This is a genomic window from Actinoplanes sp. NPDC049599 (assembly GCF_044465625.1).
In the GTDB taxonomy this organism is placed as follows: domain Bacteria; phylum Actinomycetota; class Actinomycetes; order Mycobacteriales; family Micromonosporaceae; genus Actinoplanes.
In genome coordinates, this window is sequence record NZ_JBITLX010000001.1 from 474067 (window position 1) to 490589 (window position 16523).

Genomic DNA, 16523 nt, shown 5'->3' on the forward strand with positions numbered 1-16523 from the left:
TGCGAATCGGCAGTCCGCGAAAAATGAGGTGGGCCCGGCGGGAAACGGATTCGTGCTACGGTGGTTGTGTTCCCGTTTTGAAATCCGTTGACGTTTTCCGCGCCTGATGGGTAATACGCACCCGTCCGGCGCTTTTTCGTTTTCGCGACGTCACGACACCTCATCCAGACGGGCCAGACATGATCATCCAGAAGAGCGCCATCGTTGCCAAACTCCGCGAGCGCGGGCTGACCGCCCGGGCGGACTGGGTCGACCGGGAACTTCCCGACGACGTCGACCCGTTCCTGCACAGCGGCTTGCTGTCCACTCTGCATCTTGATCTCAAAGAGCTGGAGAGCCCGCCCTCGTCCGCCCCCACCCCATAAGAGCATCGGATCGGTCAATGAACTCCACGGACAACAACGACGCCGACCTGTTCCTCGCACCGGCCGGAAGTGCCGCGCCCGAGGACAAGTCGGAGGTAGCGGACAACAGCGCCGAGGCGATGACCCGGCTGCGCGATCCGTTCGCGGTCGAGGGCGCCGAGCCCACCACGCGCGGCGAGCGCCAGGCCACGGCCGAGGCGCACTAGTCGCTCGGAAGGGCCGGCCATGATCGCCCAGCGGATGGCGTTCTCTGCTGCCACCGGCACCACTTCCCTAGCGGTCGTGACGGTGGCATCCGGGCCGGTCACGGTGATCTGCGCCACCGGCGACCTGGACATGGACACGGTGCAGCAGTTCGGCCGGCACCTCGACCGAGTGGTCGCGGCACACGCGCCCGAGCTGCTGATCGTCGACCTGAGCGGGCTGGGCTTCCTCGGCGCGGCCGGGATCGCCGCCCTGCTCGCCGGCGCCGACCGGGTCGGCAACGGCGGCGGGCGGCTGCGGCTGCGGCGGCTGTCCGAGGCGGCCCGGCTGGCCCTGGAAGCCACCCGCACACTGGACCTGTTCGACGTCGAGAGCGGTTCCGGTACGCCCTGACGTGGCCGGACGCCGCCATGGTCTGTCGCGGAGAACGAGTGATGGCAGACTGGCCCGGTGCAACGCCGATACCCGGGGTTGTCCGTTGGGCGTCCGGGACTGCCTCGCCCACCGTCTGCCGCTGGTCCGCTGGATTGACGTTGCCACCTTCCACCCCTCCGGAGCACTTCGCCGGCGGCTGCCTCGCTGTCCTGGACGACGTCCCGGCCACCGGTTCGGCCTGCGGGGTGGGGCGCCGGTTCGTCGCCGAGACCCTGCGCGGCTGGGGTGTGCCGGAGCCGATCGTCGAGGTCTCGGTGCTGGTCACCAGCGAACTGGTCGCGAACGCGGTCAACCACGCCGCGCCGCCGGGATACCTGCAGGTGCGCGCCGACCACAAGCTGGTCCGGATCGAGGTCAGCGACGCCAGCGAGCGGGAGCCCCGGATGGTCCTGCCCGGCGCGGCCACGGCCGGCGGCCGAGGGCTGCTGCTCATCGACCGGCTTGCCTCCCGGTGGGGCTGGGACGCCCGGCCACCCGGAAAGGTGGTGTGGTGCGACGTGCGCATCATGCTGCCCCCGGACCGGCTGTAGGCTGCGATTTGTGGGTGGTTCGCACGCTCCGGACGATCGGCGGAGGGTCAGGGCAGACAGCTTGGACGAGTGGGAACGCCGCCTCGACGAACGGGAGCGCGCGGCGGACGAGCGTGACCGGCGTGCCGACCAGCGCGAGCGCGAGGCCGACCGGCGCGAGCTGGACGCCGACACGCGGGAGGCCGAGGCGACCGCGCGCGAGCGCCGGCTCGACGAGGACGCCCAGCACCAGGACGATCGCACGGTCGACCCGATCGGGCGGTTCCGCGACGCGATCGAGCGGACCTCCGCCAAGACCGACCGCAGCAACGAGTTCCTGCAGCGCTCCCGCGCGGCGGTCCAGCGCGGTGTCGACCGGATCGAACGCGTCCGCCTCGAGACCTCGGGTGCCCGTGAAACCGGCGACGGAGACCCGGAGCAGCCCGCCTCCTGACCCGGCGGCGCCCGGCTCAGCGCACCTCGATCTCCAGCAGTGAGTAGCCGTACTGGGTCGAGCGGGCGGTGCCGTACACGCGGACCAGGCGGGCCGGGAGCTTCGGCACCTGCACGGTCACGTCGCCGCCGGAACCGGCGTCGGTGCCGTAGACCCGCTTCCACTTCTTGCCGTCGGTCGACAGCTCCACCCGGTACGCCGTGGCGTGGGCGTTCTCCCAGCGCAGCAGCACCTCGCTGATCTCCCAGCTCTTGCCGAGATCCACCGTGAGCCACTGCGGGTCGCTGAACCCGCTGCTCCACCGGGTCGCGGTGTTGTTGTCGACGGCGTAGGCCGGCCCCCACGCGGACCCCTCGACGCTGGAGGCCGTGGCCCGCGCACCGAGGGCCAGGTTGCGGCCGGACGGGTTGGCCGCGGCACCGACCGGCGTCCGCTCGACGGTCCTGGTCGCGCCGCCGGCCGCCGGGGAACCGCCGGAGGACGCACGCCCGGGAGCGGCCACCGACGCGGCGGCGGACGGGGCATCGCTGCCCACCCCGGCCGACGCGCCCGTACCCGGAGCGGTGATCCGCATGGTCGGCGCCAAGGCCGGGGCCGGCGCCGCACGCGGCGCTTCCGGGGCCGCACGGTCCCGCGACCACCAGAATCCGCCGGCCACCAGGATCAACGCGGCCACGGCGGCGGGCAGCACCCACGACCGGCCCGACCGGCCCGCACGCTCCGGCTCGGCGACAACCGGCGGGGCGGCGGGAGCTCCGGTCGCCGGGGCGCGGCGGGGGATGCCGGTCACCCTCGGCAGCGGGGTACGCGGCAACCGGCCGGCCGCCTGCGCCGGTGACTCGGTGTGCACGGAAGGCGCCGGCCGGTCCGGCCCGACCGTGCCGGGGTGCGGTCCCGCGAAGGGGATCCTGGTCGGCAGCCCGGTCGCATCGCCGGGTTGCTGCTCGGCAGGGTTCGGCATCGTGGGCTTCCTCCGCGGGGACACGCTCGGTGAGTCCGAGCGACCCACCCTAGTGGAGGGTCATGCCGCCCGGGCTACGGAATCACCACGACGCGGTGGTCGGTGCGGTGCCAGGCGGTGGTGATGTCGGTCAGCCGTACCGTGGTGTGGTCGACCGTCAGGTGGCCGGCCGCCGCGTGGGTGGCGATCAGGGTGAGGGCCGCCGAGCGTGCCGCCGGGGTCAGTTCGTTGTTCGTGTAGCCGAGGATGCGCAGCGAGCCCGCGCGCAGCGGCGCCGATTCCAGCGGCGCGGTCTCGCCCGCCGCGCTGCCCAGGTTGACCAGCCGGCCGCCCGGGCGCAGCGTGCGCAGCGCGGCCGCCGCCGGGATGCCGAAGAGCGGGTCCAGGACCAGGTCCACCGGTCCGCCGGCGGCGGACCGCAGCCGGGACGCCAGCCCGGCGACGTCGTCGCCCTGTTCCAGCGGTACGACCACAGCCGCCCCCGCCCGCGCCGCCCGCTGCTGTCCGGCGGACGACCGGGCTGCCGCGATCACGGAGCCCGCACCGGCCAGCAGGGCCAGCTGGACGGCCGCCTGCCCGACCACCCCGCCCGCACCCAGCACCAGCACGCGCTCGCCCGGCTGGAGCTCGCCGCGCCAGGTCAGGGCCAGCTGGGCGGCCACCGCGGAGAGCCCGAGCGCCGCGATCAGCCGGTGGTCGACGCCGTCCGGCAGTTCCACGGTGTCGGCGGCGCGCACGGCTGCGTACTCGGCCAGGCTGCCGTCGCCGGGGCGCATGCCCGCGCTGGTCGGGAACCACACCGCGGTGCCGTCGTCCCGGACACCGACCCCCTGCACGCCCGGGACGTACGGGGTGGCCGGCGCACCGAAGTAGGAGGTGCCGCTCGCGCACAGCCGGTCCAGCGGGGTGATCGACGCCGCCGTGACCCGGAGCAGCAGCTCGCCCTCCCCGGGCACCGGCACCGCCCGTTCCCCGGCCACCGGCGGGGCGCCGCACGTGTGCACCAGCGCGGCCCGCATCAGGTGGCGATGTCCGGGTACGGCAGCGCGAAGTGCGCGAGCCGCGCGCCGAACGCCTTCTGGTACTCCAGCGGCCCGTGGTCGCGTTCGAACATCGCGATGAACAGGGTCAGGGTCAGGAACGGGTGCGCGCCCAGCGTGAACAGCGCGACGTGGTCGTGGGCGGCCAGCGCCTCGCGTTCGGCGTCGGTGAAGCGCAGCCAGGTGCTGGCCTCACCGGCGTGGCAGTTCAGCACCTTGTTGGCACACTCGGCCTCCCACCAGGTGACCGTGCCCCGCGGGTCCTCGCGGTAGCGCTCGACCAGCTCGGGGTCGCGGTCCACGTAGTACAGGAACTTGTCGAGCAGGTACTTGCTCATCTCTGCCCCCGCTCCGCGGCTCGGCGATCATCCGCCGTCGTGGTCCGGACCGTAGCCTCTCCGCTCCCGCTCATGTCCACCCCGTTCGGGTACCAGGTGAAGTAGGCCTCCATGGTGTGGAACAGGTCCAGGGTGTCCACGTGGTCGGCCTTCTGGCCGGCGCCCGCGACACCCATCATCAGCATGAAGTCCATGAAGCCGTGCGTGGCGTTGCCGGGGGAGTGCAGGCTGTCCAGGGTCACCTCGGCCAGGCAGCGTTCCAGGTCGCCGGTGGCGATCCACTCCACCGCCTTGCGGTCGAACTCCGGGTCCGGGCCGTGCGGGCCGAACTGCCGCGGTCCGCCCAGCTCCAGCGAGAGGTGGCCGGTGCCGATCACCGCGACCCGCAGGTGGCTGGGCCACGACTCGACGATCTCCCGGATGGTCTTGCCGAGCTGCACGAAGCGCTTCGGCTGCGGCAGCGGCGGCGCGAAGATGTTGGTGTAGATCGGCACGATCGGCAGGTCGGCCTCGGGCCGCAGGGTGATGATCGGGCAGGTGATGCTGTGGTCGATCCGCAGTTCGTTGCTGAACGCCAGGTCGAAGCCCTCGTCGAGGCCCGCCCGCAGGATGTGCGCGGACAGGTCTTCCTGGCCCTTGAGCAGCATCCGGGGCAGGCCGAACTCGCGTTCCTCGTTGTAGAAGTTGGCGTCGTAGAACGGCGCCTTGCCGACCAGGAACTGCGGCATGTTGTCCAGCCAGAGCTGGTGGAAGTGGTCGGAGCCGACCATCACCAGCACGTCCGGGCGGGCCCGGGTCAGCGTCTCGCGGAAGGCGGTGATCTTGCTGACCCACTCGTCCGCGAACGGCGGGCGGTCCTCGCCGGTCGCGGTGCTGGCCTTGTAGTAGAAGGGGTGGTGGGTCGAGGCGATCACCGCGACGACGGTGGCCATGCCGGCTCCTCTCTTACTCTTCGTAGACGGCGTTGCGGTCGACGGTCAGGTAGACGTCCATGCCGATCGGGTTGCGGCGCTCCTCGGCCAGGTGTCCGAGCAGCCCGGCCGCGCGGGCCAGCAGCGCGAAGCCGCGCAGCAGGTCGACGGGCAGGCCCAGGTCGGCCAGCGCCGCGCCGCACACCCCGGCGCCGTTCAGCGGCAGGGTCTTGTTGAGCACCTGCGGGTGCACCCGGCCGATGGCCTCGAACAGCCGAAGGTGCGGCCCGCGCAGTCCTTCTTCGTCCGCGATGCGGATCAGGACGGGGGTACGCGGGTCCTGCTTCTTGTGCACCGGATGGCCCAGCCCCGGCACGAACTTCTTCGCGGCGCGCGCCCCGGTGACCACGTCCAGCGCGAGCGCGTCAAAGCCCGCGTCGTCCTCCGGTACGCCGTCGGCCAGCGCCGCCGCCAGGAACCGTCCACAGTCCTCGGTCACACCCAGGAAGCGCGAGCCGCCACCGAGCAACCCGGCGGCCAGCGCGCCCTGCAACGACTCCGGCGCACTCAGGTACGTCAGGCGCGCGGCGATCGCCGTCGGGGTGAAGCCGTGGTCGGCCAGCGCGACCAGCACCGTCTCGAAGACGCGCACCTCGCCCGGGGTGGGCCGGCGGCCGGCCACCAGCCAGTACGCCAGCTCGCCGAAGCCCACCTTGCCCATCAGGTCGGCGGCCAGATCCTGCCCGAGCAGCCGGATCTGCGTCTCGTCGGAGGTGCCGAGCGCGGTCGGGAACCTCAGTCCTTCGTCAGCCACGCGCGAATCTCCTCACCGTGTTCGTCGAGCCCGGGCGGGGGCAGCTCGTAGCTCGCCGGGGTGCCGGAGAACGTGATCGGGTTGCGGATCCCGGGCACCCCGCCGGCCTCCACCACCGGCTGCAGCCCCAGCTCGTCGGCGAGCGCCACGCCGCCGTCGATGGTGTTGATCGGCGCGCACGGCACGCCGGCCGCCAGCAGCTCGCGGAACCACTCGTCCTTGGTGCGCTTGCTGAGCCGTTCCACCAGCAGCGGGCGCAACGCCTCGCGGTTGGCCGTCCGGTCCTGGTTGCGGCCGAAGCGCGGGTCGTCCGGCAGCTCGGGCAGCCCGAGCACCTGGCACAGCTTGCGGAACTGCCCGTCGTTGCCGGCGATGACGATCAGCTCGCCGTCGGCGGTGGGCAGCGGCTCGTACGGGAACAGGCTCGGGTGCGCGTTGCCCATCCGGAACGGCACCGTCCCACCGGCGACGTACGCGCTGGAGTGGTTGACCAGCCCGGACAGCGCGGAGGAGAGCAGGTTGACCTCGACGTGCTGGCCGCTGCCGGTGGCGTCGCGGTGATGCAGCGCGGCCAGGATGCCGATGCTGGCGTGCAGCCCGGCCATCACGTCGAAGACCGAGATGCCGGCCCGGTACGGCGAACCGTCCGGGTCCCCGGTGAGGCTCATCAGGCCGGAGATCGCCTGCACCATCAGGTCGTAGCCGGGGTAGTTGGCGCCCGCGCCGGTGCCGAAGCCGCTGATCGACGCGTACACGATCTTGGTGTTCGCGACCGCGACCGTGTCGTAGTCGAGGCCGAACCGCTGGAGCCCGCCCGGCCGGAAGTTCTCGATCATCACATCGGCGCGGGCGGCCAGCCGCTGCGCCACGTCCAGGTCGTCGGGCTTCTTCAGGTCCAGCGCGATCGACCGCTTGTTGCGGTTGATGCCCAGGTAGTACGTCGACACGTCGTCGCGGACCGGGGGCATCCAGGTGCGGGTGTCGTCGCCCGCCGGGCCCTCGACCTTGATCACCTGGGCGCCGAGATCGGCGAGCAGCATGGTCGCGTACGGGCCCGCGAGGATCCGGGAGAAGTCCGCGACGAGCAGTCCGCTGAGGGGTCCCATGTGCCGCCTTCCGAGCATTGACCGCTAGACGGACGGTTGTCCGCGCTTTTGCCAGTCTCGGCGTAGGGCATTGAGCTGTCAACGGTCATCGCTGCGAAACATGTCCTTGACATGCCTGGTGAGCCGCAACACACTGGCGCCGAGACAGTGACCGCTAGACGGACGCCTGTCCGGAAGGGGCGACGGCGAATGACCGACAGTGTTCTGTTCCGCAACGGCACCGTGCTGACCATGGACGACCGGCACACCGTGCTGCCGAACGCCGACGTGCTGGTGATCGACCAGAAGATCGCCGGGGTCGGCGTCGGGCTCACCGCGCCCGAGGGCGCCACCGTGATCGACGCGACCGGCGGCATCCTGATGCCCGGCATGATCGACACCCACCGGCACATGTGGCAGACGGCGATGCGCGGCTACGGCGCCGACTGGACCCTCACCCAGTACTTCGTCTGGTACTACCTGGAGTCCGGCAAGCTGTTCCGCCCCGAGGACATCCACGCCGGCAACCTGCTGGCCGCCATCGAGGCGATCGACGCCGGGGTCACCACCACCGTGGACTGGTCGCACGGCCTGCAGACGCCGCAGCACGCGGACGCCGCGGTCGACGCGCTCCAGGCGGTGCCCGGGCGGTTCGTGCTGGCGTACGGCAACATCCAGCAGGGCCCGTGGGAGTGGTCGGCCAGCCCGGAGTTCCGCGACTTCGTCAGCCGGCGGATCACCCCCGGCGACGACATGCTCGGCTTCCAGATGGCGTTCGATGTCACCGGCGACCCGGCCTTCCCCGAGCGGGCGGCCTTCGAGGTGGCCCGCGAGCTGGGCGTGCCGGTCACCACGCACGCCGGCGTCTGGGGCGCGACCAACGACGACGGCATCCGGCTCATGCACGAGGCCGGCTTCATGACCCCGCAGACCGTCTACGTGCACTCGGCGACGCTCAACCACGACTCGTACCACCGGATCGCCGCGACCGGCGGCTCGGTCTCGGTCTCCACCGAGAGCGAGCAGAGCGCCGGGCAGGGCTACCCGCCCACCTGGACCCTGCGGGACCACGGCATTCCGGTCTCGCTGTCGATGGACACCAGCGTGTGGTGGAGCGGCGACCTGTTCTCGGCGATGCGGAGCACGCTGGGCGCTGACCGCTCCCGCGAGCACATGGAGGCGCACAGCCGGGCCGAGACGGTCACCCATGTGCACCTGCGCGCCGAGCAGGTCGTCGACTGGGCCACCCGCGGCGGCAGCAGGGCGCTCGGGCTGGACTCGGTCGTCGGCAGCCTGGAGGCGGGCAAGAAGGCCGACATCGTGCTGCTCAAGAACGACGACTCGCCGGTGATGTTCCCGATCCTGCACCCGTACGGCCACGTGGCCTTCCAGGCGCAGCGCGGGGACGTCGACACGGTGCTGGTCAACGGCAAGATCGTCAAGCGGGACCACAAGCTGGTCGGGGTGGACCTGGCTGCGGCCCGCGAGCAGGTCGGCCGGACCATCGAGCACCTGCGCTCGACCATGGGCGAGGAGGCCTGGCTGCGCGGGATGAACCCGGACGTGCCCGAGACCAAGGTGCGGGACAACCCGTACACCTACACCGAGTGGGACGCCGGCTCGGCGCAGTGGAAGCATTAGCCGGTCCGACGATCACGAAGGGGGGCTCGATGGCACGGGAGACCGGACCTGACTTCATCGAGGCCCTCGCCCGCGGGCTGGACGTGGTGCGCAGCTTCCGGCCGGGCCGCCGGGTGTCGACGCTGAGCGAGATCGCCGCCGACACCGGGCTGGCCCGGCCGACCGTACGCCGGATCCTGCTCACGCTCACCGAGCTGGGTTACGTGCGGGCGGTCGAGCGCGGGTACAGGCTGACCCCGCGGGTGCTCGAGCTGGGCATGGCGTACGTGAACTCGCTGGACATGTGGGACGTGGCGCGGCCGCACATGGAGTGGCTGGTCGCCCACACCGGCGAGTCCACGTCGATGGCCCAGCTCGACGGCTCGGACATCGTGTACGTGGCGCGGGTGGCCGTACCGAAGATCGTCACGCTCGCTGTGTCGATCGGCACCCGCTTTCCCGCCGCGCCCACCTCGATGGGCAAGGTGCTGCTGGCCGCCCTCGACCCCGCGCAGCTGGAGGCCGTGCTCGCCGAGCCCGGCCGCTCCGGGATCAACGCCCGCTGGCGGCCCGACCGCCCGGCCCTGGAGGCGGCCCTGCGCGAGGTCCGGGCCAAGGGCTGGGCGCTGGCCGACCAGGATCTCGCGCTGGGCATCCGGTCGATCGCCGCGGGCGTGCGCAACGGCGACGGCAAGGTGGTCGCCGCGCTCAACGTCACGGTGCACGCGGCGGAGACGTCTGTCGATAAATTGACAGGCGAGTATCTGCCGTTGCTGCTGCGTGCGGCCGCAGACATAAGCCACGACTGGTCATTGCTCGATACCGCGCCGATGGTGGTCCGGGGCTGAGACCGGTCACCCGGCTTTCTTAAGGCTCCCCTACTGGCCGGAACCGGGTGGTTACCGGCAGGATCGGCGCATGACGACCGCCGGCCGCCTGCCCTATCCGATCGCGCTGACCGGAGACGGCGTCTCGCTCCGGGAGTGGCGGGACGAGGATCTCGAGGATCTGGTGGAGCTGCTCGACGAGCCCGACATCGCCCGCTGGACGCCGATGCCGTCGCCGTTTGATCTCGAGGCGGGTGTCGCGTACCTGAAACGGGCCCGGCAGACCCGCGCCACCGGCCAGCGGATCCAGCTCGCGATCACCCTGGACGGCGGCAAGCCGGTCGGCGAGACGCTGCTCTTCGGGGTCGACGCCGGCCTGCGGGAGGCCGAGCTGGGCTACCTGGTGGGTGCCCCGCACCGCCGGCGCGGCCTGGCGTCGGCGGCGCTGTCGCTGCTGTCCGGCTACGCCCGCGGCCCGCTGGGCCTGCAACGGCTGCTGCTGCGCATCGACGCGGCGAACACGGCGAGCTGTGCCGTGGCCCGTCGCTGCGGCTACCGGCTCACCGGCGAACCACCCATCCTCCAGGAGGGCCCGTACGGCCCGAGCAGCCTGGACACCTGGGAACTCGTCTCGCCCGGCGGCGGCACCCGGCTCGAACGGCTGAGAAATGTCGCAGCCCGGCGCTACGGTCGTCGCGGGTGAAAGGTGGGTCCCATGGACGTGGACCGGGCACAGGTGATGGCATACCGGCTGGCCGCCCTCGGCCTGGCCACCCGGAGCAGGGCACGCCCCGGTGACCTGCCCGTGCTCGACCTGGGCGTGCAGGAATACACGCCGGGTTCGGTGCGGGTGGCGCTGGCGGCCCGCACCGACGCGGAGCTCGACGACGACCGCCTGCTGATGGTCTGGGCGACCCGGGGCGCGCCCCACCTGCACCGGCGCAAAGACCTCAAGACGCTGGTCAAGGCGCTCTGGCCGGTCAGCGACGCGGACGCGGCGGCCCGGATCAAGAGCGGCCAGACCCCCGACGCCGGCAAGCTGGGCATCCGGGCGTTCACCCTCACCGCGCAGGCGTTCCGCGAGGTCGTGCGCTCCTCGATGCCCCGCGGCGAGGTCAGCACCCAGGTCAGCGCGCGGGTCCCGAAGGAGCTGACCTACGACTGCCGCAGCTGCGCCGCCCAGCACATCGCCGGCAACGTCTGGCAGCACTCCGGGCTGGCCGGCGGCATCCAGGTCGAGTCCCGCGGCCGCGACGCCACGCTGGGCCCGATCCGCCCCGCCCCGCCGCAGCCGGCCGAGAACGAGGGCATCGCCGGGCTGATCACGGCGTACCTCCGGCTGCTCGGCCCGGCCACCCCGGCCGAGCTGGGCAGATACCTCGGCAGCTCGACCGCGGAGCTGAAGAAGGTCTGGCCCGCCGACCTCGCCGAGGTGCGGATCGACGGCCGCAGGGCCTGGCTGCCGGCGGCGGCGGTGGGGGAGCTGTCCTCGGCCGAGGCGGCGCCGGGTGTGCGGCTGGTGCCGGCGATGGACCCGCTGCTCCAGGCCCGCGACCGCGACGTGCTGGTGCCGGAGAAGGCACGGCAGAAGGAGATCTGGAAGCTGCTGGGCAACCCGGGGGTGCTGCTGGTGGACGGCGAGATCGCGGGGGTGTGGCGGGCGAAGCTGGCCGGCAAGCACCGGGTCGACCTGACGGTGACGCCGTTCGAGGGGCTGACCGCGAAGGCCCGCAAGGCGGTGGAAGCGGAAGCGGCGGTGGTCGCCCGAGCCCGCGACGCGGTCGACGCGACCGTCACCTTCGCCTGAGCAGGGGCTCGCGGAGCCCGCGGCTACCAGGTCGGGGGGAACGGGTCCGGGTTGGACTCGTCGCGGCCCGGGCGGCGGCGATAGCCCAGGGCGGCCACGATCACCGTGCCCCAGACCGCCGCGACGGCGGCCGCGCCCCACCAGCCGAAGATTCCCAGGATCAGGGCCGCGGCCCAGATCACCACCGCGGTCAGCAGCAGGGAGATCGGCCTGCGCCGGCGGACGGGCAGGTCGCCGGCCATCCGCGCGCAGAAGTCCGGGTCCTCGCGGCGGAGCTGGCGTTCCAGCTGGGCCAGTCTGCGGCTGTCTTCTTGGCTGAGCATGTCGCCACCTCCGGCGGGGCCCGGACTCAAAGGCACATCGACCGGGGCCCGTGACGCGGCCCCGATCCCTGCCATTGTTACCCGCCGGTCACCGATTTCCTACAGCCGGAGCACTTGCGTTCACACCGGCTTCATGCAAGACCGGACGTGCGGTATGGGTGGCGCGGAAGACCCAGATCCGCATCAGCAGGAAACGCACCCCGGTGGCGACCAGGTTCGCGACGACCAGCACGGCCAGCTCCACCATGGTCGGTGGCTCGGTCAGCGCGTGCAGCAGCGCCAGCGAGCCGCTGGTCAGGCCCAGTCCGACGGCGAAGACGACCAGCCCCTGGGCCTGGTGCCGCCAGGCGCCGTCGGTGCCGCGTACCCGGAAGGTGACCCGGCGGTTGACCGCCGTGTTCGCCACCGCCGTGACCAGCAGGGCGACCAGGTTGGCCCACTGCGGGCCGGCGCCGGTGCGCAGCAGCGCGTAGAGCAGCAGGTAGGCCAGCGTGCTGGCGACCCCGACGCCGGCGAAGCGCAGCAGCTGGCCGGTCAGCCCGGCCGGCACCCCGGCGACCGGCAGCGGGTTGCGGCCCAGCTGCTCGCGCAGGGCGGCCAGCGGCAGCCGCCCGGTGCCCAGCGCCCGGGTCAGCCGGGCGATGCCGCGCAGGTCGGCCAGCGCGGTGGCCACGATGTCCACCCGGCTGTCCGGGTCGTCCACCCAGTCCACCGGCACCTCGTGGATGCGCAGCCCGGCCCGCTCAGCCAGCACCAGCAGCTCTGTGTCGAAGAACCAGCCGGTGTCCTCGACCATCGGCAGCAGCCGGCCGGCCACGTCCGCGCGGATCGCCTTGAAGCCGCACTGGGCGTCGGAGAAGCGGGCCGACAGGGCGCCGCGCAGGATCAGGTTGTAGGTGCGGGAGATGAACTCGCGCTTGGCGCCGCGGACCACCCGCGAGCCGCGGGCGAGCCGGGAGCCGATGGCCAGGTCCGAGTGGCCGGAGATCAGCGGGGCGACCAGCGGCAGCAGCGCGCCGAGGTCGGTGGAGAGGTCCACGTCCATGTAGGCGAGCACGGTCGCGTCGGAGTGCGTCCACACGAACTTCAGCGCCCGGCCGCGGCCCTTCTCGGCCAGGTGCACCGCCCGGACCTCGGTCAGCTCCCCGGCCAGCCGGTCCGCCACCTCGGCGGTCGCGTCGGTGCTCGCGTTGTCCGCGATGGTGATCCGGAACCGGTACGGGAACTCGGCCCGCAGATAGGAGTGCAACCGGCGCACGCACGGCTCGAGGTCGATCTCCTCGTTGTACACCGGCACGACCACGTCCAGCACCGGGGCAACGACCCGCACCTGCTCGGCAGCGTGCGAGGGCAGCGTGGAAAGGCTCATGCCACCAAGGTCGGCTTCGCGGCTTTGCCCGGATTGTGGCGAGGCTGTGGCAGGGCTGTGAAAGCCCGCGGGGCGGCCCTCGGCATCGAGGACCGCCCGCGGCGCAGGTGGGGTTTCTATTGCGCGGTCAGGTCGTAGAGGGTGACACCGTCCACGGTCTGGGCGGTGTAGTTCGCGGTGACCCACTCGGAGATCTGCGAGCTGTAGTTGCTGCCGCCCGAGCCGGCGCCGCCACGGCCGCCACCGCCGGTGCCGCCGCCGATGAAGTAGTGGATCTTTCCGTCGGCCACGTACTGCTGGAACTGGGCGAGCGTCGGGGACGGGTCGCTGCCGTTGAAGCCGCCGATCGCCATCACCGGGTCGCCGGTGGCGAGCTGGTAGCCCGAGGCGTTCTGCGAGCCGACCGCCGCGGCCACCCAGGTGTAGCGTTCCGCGTCCGCGTCCAGCAGGGACTTCATCTCGTCGCTGACCGTGGCCGCGTTGAGCAGCCCGCCCATGCCGCCACCGCCGCGCATCCCGCCACCCTGAGCAGCACCGCCGGTCGTGCCCCCGGTCGTGCCGCCGGGCGCGGTGCCGGTGGCGCCGCCCGGGGCCGTGCCGGTCGTGCCGCCGCCGGGCATCGCGCCGGGCATCGCGCCGCCGGGGAAGCCGCCGCCGGGGAAGGCGCCGCCGGGGAAGGCGCCGCGCTGACCCCGGCCGCCGCCACCGCCGGGACCGCCCCGCCCGCCGAAGCCGCCGCCCTGCGAGGCCGGGCCGGCCGACGGGATCGATCCGGTGTGCGGTTCGGCGGCCGTCTGCACCGCGTACGCGGCGGGGCCGGCGAGCACGGCGGCCACGGCGAGACCGGCCGTGGCAAGCGCGATCCGGGCCGGCAGCCGCAACGTGGCGAGCACGCCGAGCGCCGCCAGCGCGCCGCCGATCAGCACCACCCAGCGCAGCCACGGCAGGAAGTCGGCGCTGCGGCCGAGCAGGTGGAACGACCACCAGGCGCTCACCGCGATGGTCGCCGCCAGGGTCAGCGCCGCGAAGACGTTACGCCGGTGCCGCCACAACAGCACCGAGCCCATGCCGACCACCGCGCCGATCGCCGGGGCCAGCGCCACCGTGTAGTACGCGTGGAAGATGCCCTGCATGAAGCTGAACACCGCGGTGGTGACGACCAGCCACGAGCCCCACAGGATCAGCCCGGCGCGCAGCCGGTCGGTGCGGGCCGCCCGCAGCGTCAGCACCAGCCCGGCGACCAGCGTGATCAGCGCGGCCGGCAGCAGCCAGGAGACCTGACCGCCCTGCGAGCTGTCGAACATCCGCAGGAAGCCGGACTCGCCCCACATCCCGCCACCCGCGGCGCCGCCACCGCCGCCGATGCTGCCGGTCTCCTCGCCGTTGAGCCGGCCCAGGCCGTTGTAGCCCAGGGTCAGCTCCAGCAGGCTGTTGTTCTGCGAGCCGCCGATGTACGGCCGCATCGACGCCGGCACCAGCTCCACGATGGCGATGTACCAGCCGGCCGCGACCACCACCGCCAGCCCGGCGAGCAGCAGCTGCCAGATGCGCTTGCCCAGCTTCGGCGGGCCGGCGAACAGGTACGCCAGCGCGTACGCGGGCACCACCAGCAGCGCCTGGAGCATCTTGGTGAGGAAGCCGAAGCCGACGAACACCCCGGCCAGCACCAGCCACTTCGTCGAGCCGTTCTCGATGGCCCGCACGGTCGCGTACGCGCCGGCGACCATCAGCAGCACCAGCAGCGCGTCCGGGTTGTTGAAGCGGAACATCAGCACCGCGACCGGGGTCAGCGCCGACACGGCACCGGCGAGCAGGCCGGCGGCGGGGCCGTACCAGCGGCGGACCGTGGTGAACAGCAGGCCGACCGTGGCGACGCCCATCAGGGCCTGCGGGACGAGGATGCTCCAGGAGCTGAGGCCGAAGACACGGACCGACAGGGCCATGATCCACAGGGAGCCGGGGGTCTTGTCGACCGTGATCGAGTTCGCCGCGTCGGACGAGCCGTAGAAGAACGCCTTCCAGCTCTCCGAGCCGGCCTGCACGGCCGCCGAGTAGAACGCGTTGCCCCAGCCGGACGCGCCGAGCCCCCAGAGGTAGAGGACGCCGGTGAGGATCAGCAGGGCGAGCAGGGCGGGCCGTACCCAGGCGGCGTCGTCCGCCCGGCCGCGGAAGAACGCCGACCAGCGGGACCGGGGACGGTCCACCGGTGGCGGCGTGACCGGTGGCGGGCCGGCCGGCGACACCATCGGCGGTACGGGCAACGTCGAGGTCATCGAGGTTCCTTAGGGCAGGCGGAAGCACTGACCTCGTTACTGTCTTCCGCCTGCCTGTCGGCCCGTTATGCCGTTACTGTGCGCCGCCTGTGAGTCAGGCCGATCGCCGTTTCGCCGCCGCGGTCGCGAGCCGGTCCAGCACGCCGACGGTCGGGTCCCAGCCCATGCAGGCGTCGGTGACGCTCTGCCCGTACGCCAGCTCGCCGCCCAGGTCCTGCCGGCCCGCGATCAGGAAGCTCTCCAGCATCACGCCCTTGATGCCCTGCTGCCCGGCCTCCAGCTGGCCCGCGACATCGTCGGCCACGATCGGCTGGCGCAGGTGGTCCTTGTTGCTGTTGCCGTGCGAGCAGTCGACGATGATCCGCTCCGGCAGGCCGGCCTGGCGCAGCAGCTCCAGCGCCGCGTTGACGTCGGCGGCGCTGTAGTTCGGGCCCTTGCCGCCGCGCAGCACGAGGTGGCAGTCCGGGTTGCCGGTGGTGTGCATGATCGCCGGGGTGCCGGAGACGTCGATGCCGGGGAAGACGTGCGGCGCCGCGGCGGCGTTGATCGCGTCGATGGCGGTGGTGATGCTGCCGTCGGGCCGGTTCTTCATCCCGATCGGCATCGACAGGCCGGAGGCGAGCTGGCGGTGCACCTGCGACTCGACGGTCCGGGCGCCGATCGCGCCCCAGGCGACCGTGTCCGCGATGTACTGCGGGGTGATCGGGTCCAGGAACTCGACGCCGACCGGCAGGCCCCGGCCCAGCACCTCGAGCAGCAGCGCCCGGGCCACCCGCAGGCCCTTGCCGACCTCGCCGGTGCCGTCCAGGCCGGGGTCGTTGATGAGTCCCTTCCAGCCCACGGTCGAGCGCGGCTTCTCGAAGTACACCCGCATCACGATCAGCAGGTCGTCGGCGAGCCGGGCGGCCTCGACCCGGAGCCGGTCGGCGTACTCGGCGGCGGCGACCGGGTCGTGCACGGAACACGGCCCGACGACCACGAGCAGGCGGGGATCTCGGCCGTCGAGCACGGCCTCCACCTGCCGGCGGCTGTCCAGCACGGTCGCCGACAGCTCGTGGGTCAGCGGCAGCTCGTGATGGAGCAGCGCGGGGCTCATCAGCGGCACGACGGTCTCGATGCGCTGGTCGCTGACCCGCTGCACCTCGGGGATGGTCACGGCTGTCTTCTCCTCCGCCGGTGCCCGGGGCC

General features: G+C 72.5%; 19 protein-coding genes. 9 read left to right on the plus strand and 10 right to left on the minus strand.

The window, feature by feature from the left end; all coding sequences use genetic code 11:
* Nucleotides 1-179 precede the first annotated feature (179 nt).
* From ACIBQZ_RS02200 to ACIBQZ_RS02220, 5 genes are all read left to right on the plus strand, one after another.
* A complete protein-coding gene (locus ACIBQZ_RS02200) occupies nt 180-365 on the plus strand; it encodes a hypothetical protein (protein ID WP_396086606.1) in 186 nt (61 codons plus the stop codon).
* Between the two features lie 17 nt (nt 366-382).
* Nucleotides 383-571, plus strand: a complete 189-nt coding sequence (locus ACIBQZ_RS02205; protein WP_396086607.1) for a hypothetical protein — start codon at nt 383-385, stop codon at nt 569-571.
* Nucleotides 572-647: 76 nt separating this feature from the next.
* Nucleotides 648-962: an STAS domain-containing protein gene (locus tag ACIBQZ_RS02210; RefSeq protein WP_396086608.1), complete on the plus strand. Its 315-nt coding sequence runs from the start codon at nt 648-650 to the stop codon at nt 960-962.
* A gap of 140 nt (nt 963-1102) precedes the next feature.
* Entirely contained in the window at nt 1103-1534 is a 432-nt protein-coding gene (locus ACIBQZ_RS02215) for an ATP-binding protein (protein ID WP_396086609.1), read from the plus strand.
* A 61-nt stretch (nt 1535-1595) separates the two neighbouring features.
* Nucleotides 1596-1967, plus strand: a complete 372-nt coding sequence (locus ACIBQZ_RS02220) for a hypothetical protein (protein ID WP_396086610.1) — start codon at nt 1596-1598, stop codon at nt 1965-1967.
* 16 nt (nt 1968-1983) lie between these two features.
* Here ACIBQZ_RS02220 and ACIBQZ_RS02225 read toward each other — a convergent pair whose 3' ends face one another.
* From ACIBQZ_RS02225 to ACIBQZ_RS02250, 6 genes are all read right to left on the minus strand, one after another.
* On the minus strand, nt 1984-2928 hold the full coding sequence (locus ACIBQZ_RS02225) for a discoidin domain-containing protein (protein ID WP_396086611.1): 945 nt from the start codon (nt 2926-2928) through the stop codon (nt 1984-1986).
* Nucleotides 2929-3002: 74 nt separating this feature from the next.
* Nucleotides 3003-3947 (minus strand): zinc-binding alcohol dehydrogenase family protein, encoded by a 945-nt coding sequence (locus ACIBQZ_RS02230; protein WP_396086612.1) that lies wholly within the window; start codon nt 3945-3947, stop codon nt 3003-3005.
* Nucleotides 3947-4306 carry a hypothetical protein gene (locus tag ACIBQZ_RS02235; RefSeq protein ID WP_396086613.1) on the minus strand — a complete coding sequence of 120 codons (360 nt, stop codon included), beginning with the start codon at nt 4304-4306 and terminating at the stop codon, nt 3947-3949. Before ACIBQZ_RS02235 ends, ACIBQZ_RS02230 begins: the two co-directional genes overlap by 1 nt.
* Entirely contained in the window at nt 4303-5238 is a 936-nt protein-coding gene (locus tag ACIBQZ_RS02240) for an extradiol ring-cleavage dioxygenase (RefSeq protein WP_396086614.1), read from the minus strand. The genes ACIBQZ_RS02235 and ACIBQZ_RS02240 overlap by 4 nt, the downstream gene beginning before the upstream one ends.
* 13 nt (nt 5239-5251) lie before the next feature.
* Nucleotides 5252-6031, minus strand: coding sequence for a citryl-CoA lyase (locus tag ACIBQZ_RS02245; RefSeq protein WP_396086615.1), 780 nt, complete (start codon nt 6029-6031; stop codon nt 5252-5254).
* Nucleotides 6013-7137: a CaiB/BaiF CoA transferase family protein gene (locus ACIBQZ_RS02250; RefSeq protein ID WP_396086616.1), complete on the minus strand. Its 1125-nt coding sequence runs from the start codon at nt 7135-7137 to the stop codon at nt 6013-6015. Before ACIBQZ_RS02250 ends, ACIBQZ_RS02245 begins: the two co-directional genes overlap by 19 nt.
* A gap of 189 nt (nt 7138-7326) precedes the next feature.
* Between ACIBQZ_RS02250 and ACIBQZ_RS02255 the strand changes: the two genes are divergently transcribed.
* The 4 genes from ACIBQZ_RS02255 to ACIBQZ_RS02270 all read left to right on the plus strand — a co-directional run bounded on the left by ACIBQZ_RS02255 (nt 7327) and on the right by ACIBQZ_RS02270 (nt 11370).
* Nucleotides 7327-8757 carry an amidohydrolase family protein gene (locus tag ACIBQZ_RS02255; RefSeq protein WP_396086617.1) on the plus strand — a complete coding sequence of 477 codons (1431 nt, stop codon included), beginning with the start codon at nt 7327-7329 and terminating at the stop codon, nt 8755-8757.
* Between the two features lie 29 nt (nt 8758-8786).
* Nucleotides 8787-9584 (plus strand): IclR family transcriptional regulator C-terminal domain-containing protein, encoded by a 798-nt coding sequence (locus tag ACIBQZ_RS02260; RefSeq protein ID WP_396086618.1) that lies wholly within the window; start codon nt 8787-8789, stop codon nt 9582-9584.
* A 70-nt stretch (nt 9585-9654) separates the two neighbouring features.
* Nucleotides 9655-10266: a GNAT family N-acetyltransferase gene (locus tag ACIBQZ_RS02265; RefSeq protein WP_396086619.1), complete on the plus strand. Its 612-nt coding sequence runs from the start codon at nt 9655-9657 to the stop codon at nt 10264-10266.
* A 12-nt stretch (nt 10267-10278) separates the two neighbouring features.
* On the plus strand, nt 10279-11370 hold the full coding sequence (locus ACIBQZ_RS02270) for a DNA glycosylase AlkZ-like family protein (RefSeq protein ID WP_396086620.1): 1092 nt from the start codon (nt 10279-10281) through the stop codon (nt 11368-11370).
* A gap of 23 nt (nt 11371-11393) precedes the next feature.
* Here ACIBQZ_RS02270 and ACIBQZ_RS02275 read toward each other — a convergent pair whose 3' ends face one another.
* The 4 genes from ACIBQZ_RS02275 to ACIBQZ_RS02290 form a co-directional block, all read right to left on the minus strand.
* Nucleotides 11394-11693, minus strand: coding sequence for a DUF3040 domain-containing protein (locus ACIBQZ_RS02275; protein WP_396086621.1), 300 nt, complete (start codon nt 11691-11693; stop codon nt 11394-11396).
* An 88-nt stretch (nt 11694-11781) separates the two neighbouring features.
* Entirely contained in the window at nt 11782-13062 is a 1281-nt protein-coding gene (locus ACIBQZ_RS02280) for a glycosyltransferase (RefSeq protein ID WP_396086622.1), read from the minus strand.
* Nucleotides 13063-13178: 116 nt separating this feature from the next.
* Nucleotides 13179-15335: an ArnT family glycosyltransferase gene (locus tag ACIBQZ_RS02285; RefSeq protein WP_396086623.1), complete on the minus strand. Its 2157-nt coding sequence runs from the start codon at nt 15333-15335 to the stop codon at nt 13179-13181.
* Nucleotides 15336-15429: 94 nt separating this feature from the next.
* A complete protein-coding gene (locus tag ACIBQZ_RS02290) occupies nt 15430-16491 on the minus strand; it encodes a 3-deoxy-7-phosphoheptulonate synthase (RefSeq protein ID WP_396086624.1) in 1062 nt (353 codons plus the stop codon).
* Nucleotides 16492-16523 lie beyond the last annotated feature (32 nt).